This is a genomic window from Herbaspirillum sp. B65, from assembly GCF_000333555.1.
GTDB classification, from domain to species: domain Bacteria; phylum Pseudomonadota; class Gammaproteobacteria; order Burkholderiales; family Burkholderiaceae_D; genus Herbaspirillum; species Herbaspirillum rubrisubalbicans.
In genome coordinates this window covers 1-6,836 of record NZ_BADI01000241.1, presented here as the reverse complement: position 1 = coordinate 6,836, position 6,836 = coordinate 1, and the positions used below count along the sequence as shown (strand labels likewise).

Sequence of the window (6,836 nt, the reverse complement as noted above, 5' to 3'; positions counted from 1 at the left end):
TTGAAGTTCAGCGACACCTGGGTCGAGAGTTCGGTACCGGAGGGCGAGATATAGGTCGCCCCCACGAAGGGTGAATAAGTCCAGTGATTGACGCCGGCATTGAAGGCGTTACTGGTGGAGTAAGCCCCGGTGGGGGCCTGGATCATCAGGCCGGCATTGACGAACACGCTGGGCGGCAGTTGCCAGCCCAGGATGAAAGGCATCACCTGCATGTCGCCCAGGCCGGTGTCCTTGCCCGAGATCGACAAGGGGCCACCGGGAGTGCCCACTTTGAAGCTGCCGTTGATGTCGATGAAGGGCAGCACCCCGCCCATGGCCAGCTTGCCACCCAGCAGTTCAACATCGGTCACGTAGAAGTAAGCCAAGGCCAGCGTCTTGACATCAATATGGAAATCGTTGGGCACGCTCTTGCCGGCATCATCCTTGAGCGTGGAGGCGGAATAGTAGGCGGCCCGCACTCCGAAAGTGCCATAGGGTGAAGGTGGCGGCAGGATGCCGGCCCCGAAGTCGGTAACGCCGATAGGGGTGATGGTGGCCCCCTGCTCGACGGCGTGGGCCGGCGTACAGATCAGGGTGGACAAGCAAACGGCAAAACCTGTGGAGAGTGTGGAAAAGGCGACTGCGCTGGCGCGGCGCCCGGTACGACAGATGTTGTTCATGTTGTTCCCCAAACCTTTTTCGTGAAGTGGTTCAGGGATTCTAGGAAGTGCCTTGCTTGCTGCGTTATCCGTTTTGGGAACGCAACCGTATCTGTTCTCGGCACGCGCTCAACGATGCGTAAGGGCGCAAGGTATGGGACGGCAATTCACCGAACATGTCGCGATAATCGGAAGCAAAACGGCTCAGATGCCAGAAGCCCCAGTCGGCGGCCACATCGCGATGGGACAGGTTGCGCCCGGCACGCCGCGCTTCAACCAGCACCTTGCGCACCTGGTTGAGCCGTTCGGCCCGCACGAACTCGCTGGCGGGAATGCCTACGGCGGTATTGAAGCAGGTCTGCAAATAGCGGCGGCTCACGCCCAGATGGGCGGCCACCTGGCTCATGGTCGGTCGTTGCGGTGCATCCCCCAGCATCAGACTGCGCGCCTGGTCGATCAGGCGCTTGGGGCCGTTATCGCAGAGCGGCTCGATGCGCTGCACCGAACCGAACACTTCCAGCAAGGCGTCCAGGACCAGTTCCTCGGCCTGCGCCCGCCCCGGCTCGTCGTCAATGAGGGCCGCAGGCACCGGGTGCATGGGCGCCTGACCAGGGACGGTAGCGTCCTGTAGGGGTAACAGCGCAAACAATTTACGCAAGGCCAGCCGCTGTTCATGCCAGAGGGCGAAGGAAGGAAAGCTGCGCCCGCTACCGGCAATCTGCTGGCTGGCCGCTTCGCCGATGCGCTCACAGAGCCACTGGCGATCCACCACGACAAACAACAGGTCCAGCGCTTGCGGGGTGATGATCTCGGGTAACTGCTCGCCGGCAACCACCAGGCTGACCTGGGGATCGACCGCACGTCCGGCCAACCAGCCACAGCCGCGCGCATCGACCACGAAACTGAACACCAATGCGCCCGACCAGCCAGGCCCGCGCTTGAGCAAGGGCTTGTCGGCACGTTCGCGATAGACCTGGATATGCCCGAGCTGGAGCATCGACAGCGAATAGTTGAGCTTGCCGGGCGACATCTGCAAGAGATCGAGTTGCCCATCCTTCATGGTATGACGGGCTTCGTCAATGGAATGCACCGTAATGCTGCCCACGGGCGCGGGCACACTACCAGGCAGGGCATGATGCTTGGCAACTACCATCGTCTCTCTCCCAGGGTGACACGGCTGCCATCGTCGTGGCAGCAACGCCCCCGCCGGCGTGGGCTGGTGAAGCTCATGCTGCGATCTGTGTCGCGCTTTACGGTAACGCGTGAGCATAGCGCAAGGCCAGCTCATCGTGCCATAGGGGTTTGGAGGGGGGGAGAGAACGCCCTCCTGCATAGGATTTATATCTTTAAGGCAAATATTGCCGCAGGGAGAGCGCGTCAGAGAGGCAGGAACGATTCAGCCGATCAGTCTTGCAGCTGNCGGCGAAATACCCAGTTGCTCTCGCTGGAGGCCTCGGGAGCGAAGGCATAGCCTTCCAGGTCGAAGGCCTTGAGCTTTTCGGGCTGGTTGATGTTCTTCAGCGCAGCATAGCGCGCCATCAATCCACGGGCGCGCTTGGCGTAGAAGGAAATGATCTTGTACTTGCCGCCCTTCCAGTCCTCGAACACGGGCGCCACCACCTGCGCCTTGAGCAGCTTGGGCTTGACCACCTTGAAGTATTCCTCCGAGGCCAGGTTCACCAGCACCGGCGTCTTTTGCGCGGCCAGTTCGCCATTGAGCGCTTCGGTGATCTCGCTGCCCCAGAAGGCGTACAGATCCTTGCCGAGCGGATTGGCCAGCTTGGTGCCCATTTCCAAGCGATAAGGCTGCATCAGGTCCAGCGGGCGCAACATGCCGTACAGGCCCGAAAGGATGCGCACGTGCTGTTGCAGGTAGTCGAGCTGCCCGGCAGCGAGCGAGGCGGCGTCCAAGCCTTCGTAGACGTCGCCATTGAAGGCCAGCACCGCCTGCTTGGCGTTCTTGGTGGTGAACTTGCGCGACCAGCTGGCATAGCGGCTCACATTCAATACCGACAACTGGTCGGAAATGCCCATGAGGCTGCCGATCTCGGCAGGCGACTTGGTCTTGAGCACGTCGATCAACTCAGCCGAACGCGACACGAAGGCCGGTGTGGTATGGACGTCAGTGGTCGGGGGCGTGTCGTAGTCCAGCGACTTGGCGGGAGACAAAACAATCAGCATGAGGCATTCATCCAATGATCAGGTTGGGACAGGGTGGCCGCCATGATACCCAAAGCGCGCCCCTTGCGTGCGGGCTGCACCAGCGGCAAGGTGCCATAGGCCGGTGCGGCAGGCCAATCCGAGCGGCAAAACAGAGGCACGACCGGGGCACAACAGGGGCAAAAAAACCCGATTCAAGTTCCGCGCTACACTTGCCGTTAATCAACAGGAACCGACCAGGCGGCTGCTCCAGCGCTGCCTGGCCAGTGGGCAGCCGCTTGCGGCACTTCGGCTGCGTTTTGCTGTCCATGCCAAGAGCACAGCGTCACCTGCACGCGCTGCAGTCATTGCGCTGCAACACGCTGCCCGCCCGATCCCATCGGCCACCGGCAAAGGAGACATCATGAAACGCGACAAAGCCCTGATGGGCGAAATCCTGAAGCAACTGGCATCCTTCGGCACGCTCTACGGCGACGTGGAAAAGATCCAGAGCGCGCTGCCCGGACAGGTGGCGCCGGAGGTGATCCTGCATCATCTGCGGCTGCTCTACGACCGCGGACTGGCGGCGGTGGACATGCATAATTTCTGGCGCGTCACCGATCAAGGGTATGATGCGCTGGAAACCGGTGGCGATCTCTTCGGCAAGCACGAAGCACAACCACCGGGGCAACGCGGCATCGACAACTAGTTCTCCATTCAATGACTACCCTGGCAACACCTTCCCTCCCCGCCCCGCTTCCCATCGATCCCATCGCCAGCCCAGGCGCCCCCGGCGGGCGCCAGCGGCTGGTGCTGGACACCAATGTCTGCCTGGATTTGTTCGTCTTTCGCGATCCGCGCTGGGCGGCGCTGCAGCAGGCGCTGGAACAGGGCCGCGTCGACGCCTATACCCGCGAGGATTGCCGCAATGAATGGCTGGCCGTGCTGGATTATCCGCACCTGCCGGTCACGCCCGAGAACAAGCCCGCCATCTGCGCCGAGTTCGACCGCCTGCTGCACTGCCTGCCGCTGGCCGAGGTCAACCGCTTCGGCCTGCCGCTATGCACCGACCGCGACGACCAGAAATTCCTGGAGCTGGCCCTGCAATGCCGCGCCCATGTGCTGGTGAGCAAGGACAAGGCGGTACTCAAGCTGGGCAAGCGCACCCTCAAGCGCGGCCTGTTTGCCATCGTGCCGCCGCAACACTGGCGGGCGGATGCCTTCATGGAGCCGCTGGCCTGAACCAGCGCGCGAATGCGGCTAGAATAACGGGCTTGCGATCATCACAAGAACGAGCCCGCTGCAATGAGCACCCCCAACATCGTCACCAAGCTGCCCAAGGTCGGCACTACCATCTTCACCGTCATGTCGGCCCTGGCCGCCGAAAAAGGCGCGGTCAACCTGGGACAGGGCTTCCCTGATTTCCACTGCGACCCGGCCCTGGTGGCAGCCGTCACCCAGGCCATGCAGGAGGGCCTGAACCAGTATCCGCCCATGGCCGGCGTGCTGCCCCTGCGCCAAGCCATCGCCGCCAAGGTGGAACAACTCTACGGCCATCGCTATGACCCGGTCTCCGACATCACGGTCACGGCCGGCGCCACCCAGGGCATCCTGACTTCGGTGCTGTGCGCGGTACATCCGGGCGACGAAGTCATCGTCATCGAACCGGTCTATGACTGCTACATACCCGCCATCGAACTGGCCGGCGGCGTGCCGGTGTGCGTACAGATGGAAGTGGGCGAGCACGGCTACAGCATCCCCTGGCACAAGGTCCAGGCTGCCGTGAGCGCCAAGACCCGCATGATCATGGTCAATACCCCGCACAACCCGACCGGCAGCGTCATGCGTGCCGCTGACGTGGCGGCCCTGGCCGACATCGTGCGCGGCACCGACATCCTGATCCTCTCCGACGAAGTGTATGAACACATGGTCTATGACGGCCAGCCGCATGAATCGCTGGCCCGCCATCCCGAGCTGGCCGAGCGCAGCTTCATCAATTCCAGCTTCGGCAAGACCTACCACGTCACCGGCTGGAAGGTCGGCTACGTGGCCGCCCCGGCGGCGCTGACCGCAGAGTTTCGCAAGGTGCACCAGTTCAACGTCTTCACGGTCAACACCCCGGTTCAGTACGGACTGGCCACTTATATGAAGGATCCTTCCCCGTACCTGGACTTGCCGGCGTTTTACCAGCGCAAGCGTGATCTTTTCCGCAATGGTCTGGCCAACACCCGTTTCGAGCTGCTGCCTTCGCAAGGCACCTATTTCCAGTGCGTGAAGTACGGCGCCATTTCGGACCTGCCCGAGGCCGAGTTCTGCCAGTGGCTCACCAGCGAGATCGGCGTGGCCGCCATTCCAGTCTCGGCCTTCTACAACACGCCCAGGGAATCGGGCATCGTGCGCTTCTGCTTCGCCAAGAAGGATGAGACGCTGCAACTGGCGCTGGAGCGACTGGCAAAGCTGTAATGTCGCTGCCACGTAAATCGTTTATATCATTTTCCGTTCCGTGACTTCCCCCTCAACACGACACGCAAAAAGGACATCCATGATCGACGTCTATAGCTGGGCCACGCCCAACGGCCACAAGGTCCACATCATGCTGGAAGAATGCGGCCTGCCCTACACCGCCCACGCCATCGATATCGGCGCCGGCGACCAGTTCACGCCCGAGTTCCTGAAGATTTCCCCCAACAACAAGATCCCGGCCATCGTCGATTCCGATGGCCCGGATGGCGAACCGATCTCGCTGTTCGAATCCGGCGCGATCCTGATCTACCTGGCCGGCAAGACCGGGCGCTTCCTGGGCGAGACCACCCGTGAAAAGTATGAAGTGCTGCAATGGGTGATGTTCCAGATGGGAGGTCTGGGGCCGATGCTGGGCCAGGCGCACCACTTCCGCCTGTATGCACCGGAGCAGATCGAATACGCGGTCAACCGCTACAGCAATGAAGCGCGCCGTCTGTACCAGGTGATGGACAAGCAACTGGGCCAGCACGCCTACCTGGCCGGCGAGCAGTACACCATTGCCGATATCGCCTGCTTCCCCTGGACCCGTTCGCACAAGAACCAAGGCATTGATCTGGACGACTTCCCCAACGTCAAGCGCTGGTTCGATGCCATCAGCGCGCGCCCGGCCGTGCAACGCGGCGTGACCGTGCTGGCCGACAAACGCAAGCCGCTGCATGACGACAAGGCCAAGGAATTGTTGTTCGGCAAGAGCCAGTACCAGAAACGCTGAGGCTGCCAGCCGTCGCGGTGGCGGCCACGCAGTGCATCAAGCTACGGACCTGTAAAGGGCGCAAACTCGAAGCGGTTGCGCCCTTTTTCCTTGGCGCGATACAAGGCATCATCGCTGGCGCGCAAGACCTGCTCCGGGCCGCTGCTGTCGGCCTGCATCAGGGCGATGCCAATGGAGATCGTCACCTCCACCTCGCCGCCCTCATGCAGCAGCGGGTGGCTGGCAAAGCTGGTTTGCAGGCGCAGCGCGAATTCGGCCGCGGACTGCAGGTTGGCGCGGCTCAGGATCACCGCGAACTCTTCCCCACCCAGGCGCCCGACCGCATCGGACTTGCGCAACTGGCCCTTGAGCAGCGCGGCAAAATGGCTCAACACCTGGTCACCCACGGCATGACCCAGGCTGTCGTTGATGCGCTTGAAGTGGTCCAGGTCACACATCAGTACGGCGGCCCCCTCGATCATGCCGCGCTGCACGCGACTGTATTCCTCCTGCAGTCGCTGCATGAAGCTACGGCGATTGGGCAATTGCGTGAGGTGGTCGGTCAGGGCCAGCTCCTGCAATTCCAGTTCGAAGGCCTTGCTCTGGCTGATGTCACTCACGAAGCCATGCCATAACGTGGTGCCGTCTTCCAGCCGGCGCGGACGCGCCTGACCACGCAGCCAGCGCACGCCCTGGCCGGGCGGGATCACCCGGAACTCCACCAGCCAGTGCAGACCACCATCCAGCACGGCCTGGCGAGCCGCCTCGAACATCGGCAAGTCGTCCGGGTGGATCATGCTGTCGATCAGTGAGGGATTTGTCCACAGTTGCTGGGGCGTCAGGCC

At 62.3% G+C, this 6,836-nt stretch carries 8 protein-coding genes; 4 read left to right on the top strand and 4 right to left on the bottom strand.

Features of this window, described 5'->3' with window-relative positions:
* The 3 genes from I5W_RS06360 to yaaA form a co-directional block, all read right to left on the bottom strand.
* The coding region (locus I5W_RS06360; RefSeq protein ID WP_044528605.1) for a SphA family protein at positions 1-659 on the bottom strand (659 nt) is incomplete at its 3' end.
* Between the two features lie 64 nt (positions 660-723).
* The gene (locus I5W_RS06355; RefSeq protein ID WP_044528604.1) at positions 724-1,791 is read right to left on the bottom strand and encodes a helix-turn-helix domain-containing protein; all 1,068 of its coding nucleotides are present in this window, start codon (positions 1,789-1,791) and stop codon (positions 724-726) included.
* A gap of 251 nt (positions 1,792-2,042) precedes the next feature.
* Positions 2,043-2,819, bottom strand: coding sequence for a peroxide stress protein YaaA (gene yaaA / locus I5W_RS06350; RefSeq protein WP_044528603.1), 777 nt, complete (start codon positions 2,817-2,819; stop codon positions 2,043-2,045).
* Between the two features lie 382 nt (positions 2,820-3,201).
* On the opposite strand from yaaA, the gene I5W_RS06345 reads away from it, so the two are divergent.
* From I5W_RS06345 to I5W_RS06330, 4 genes are all read left to right on the top strand, one after another.
* A complete protein-coding gene (locus tag I5W_RS06345) occupies positions 3,202-3,486 on the top strand; it encodes a hypothetical protein (protein WP_017451755.1) in 285 nt (94 codons plus the stop codon).
* Positions 3,487-3,497: 11 nt separating this feature from the next.
* Positions 3,498-4,019: a PIN domain-containing protein gene (locus I5W_RS06340; protein ID WP_044528602.1), complete on the top strand. Its 522-nt coding sequence runs from the start codon at positions 3,498-3,500 to the stop codon at positions 4,017-4,019.
* 63 nt (positions 4,020-4,082) lie between these two features.
* Positions 4,083-5,240 carry a pyridoxal phosphate-dependent aminotransferase gene (locus tag I5W_RS06335; RefSeq protein ID WP_017451753.1) on the top strand — a complete coding sequence of 386 codons (1,158 nt, stop codon included), beginning with the start codon at positions 4,083-4,085 and terminating at the stop codon, positions 5,238-5,240.
* A 79-nt stretch (positions 5,241-5,319) separates the two neighbouring features.
* Positions 5,320-6,012, top strand: coding sequence for a glutathione binding-like protein (locus I5W_RS06330; protein ID WP_017451752.1), 693 nt, complete (start codon positions 5,320-5,322; stop codon positions 6,010-6,012).
* Between the two features lie 41 nt (positions 6,013-6,053).
* Here I5W_RS06330 and I5W_RS06325 read toward each other — a convergent pair.
* The coding region (locus I5W_RS06325; protein WP_044528601.1) for a GGDEF domain-containing protein at positions 6,054-6,836 on the bottom strand (783 nt) is incomplete at its 5' end.

Excerpts from the sequence above, each read along its gene's own strand:
- I5W_RS06340 (WP_044528602.1), top strand. The coding sequence starts at position 3,498 with ATGACTACCCTGGCAACACCTTCCCTCCCCGCCCCGCTTCCCATCGAT.
- I5W_RS06355 (WP_044528604.1), bottom strand. The coding sequence starts at position 1,791 with ATGGTAGTTGCCAAGCATCATGCCCTGCCTGGTAGTGTGCCCGCGCCC.
- I5W_RS06335 (WP_017451753.1), top strand. The coding sequence starts at position 4,083 with ATGAGCACCCCCAACATCGTCACCAAGCTGCCCAAGGTCGGCACTACC.
- I5W_RS06345 (WP_017451755.1), top strand. The coding sequence starts at position 3,202 with ATGAAACGCGACAAAGCCCTGATGGGCGAAATCCTGAAGCAACTGGCA.
- I5W_RS06330 (WP_017451752.1), top strand. The coding sequence starts at position 5,320 with ATGATCGACGTCTATAGCTGGGCCACGCCCAACGGCCACAAGGTCCAC.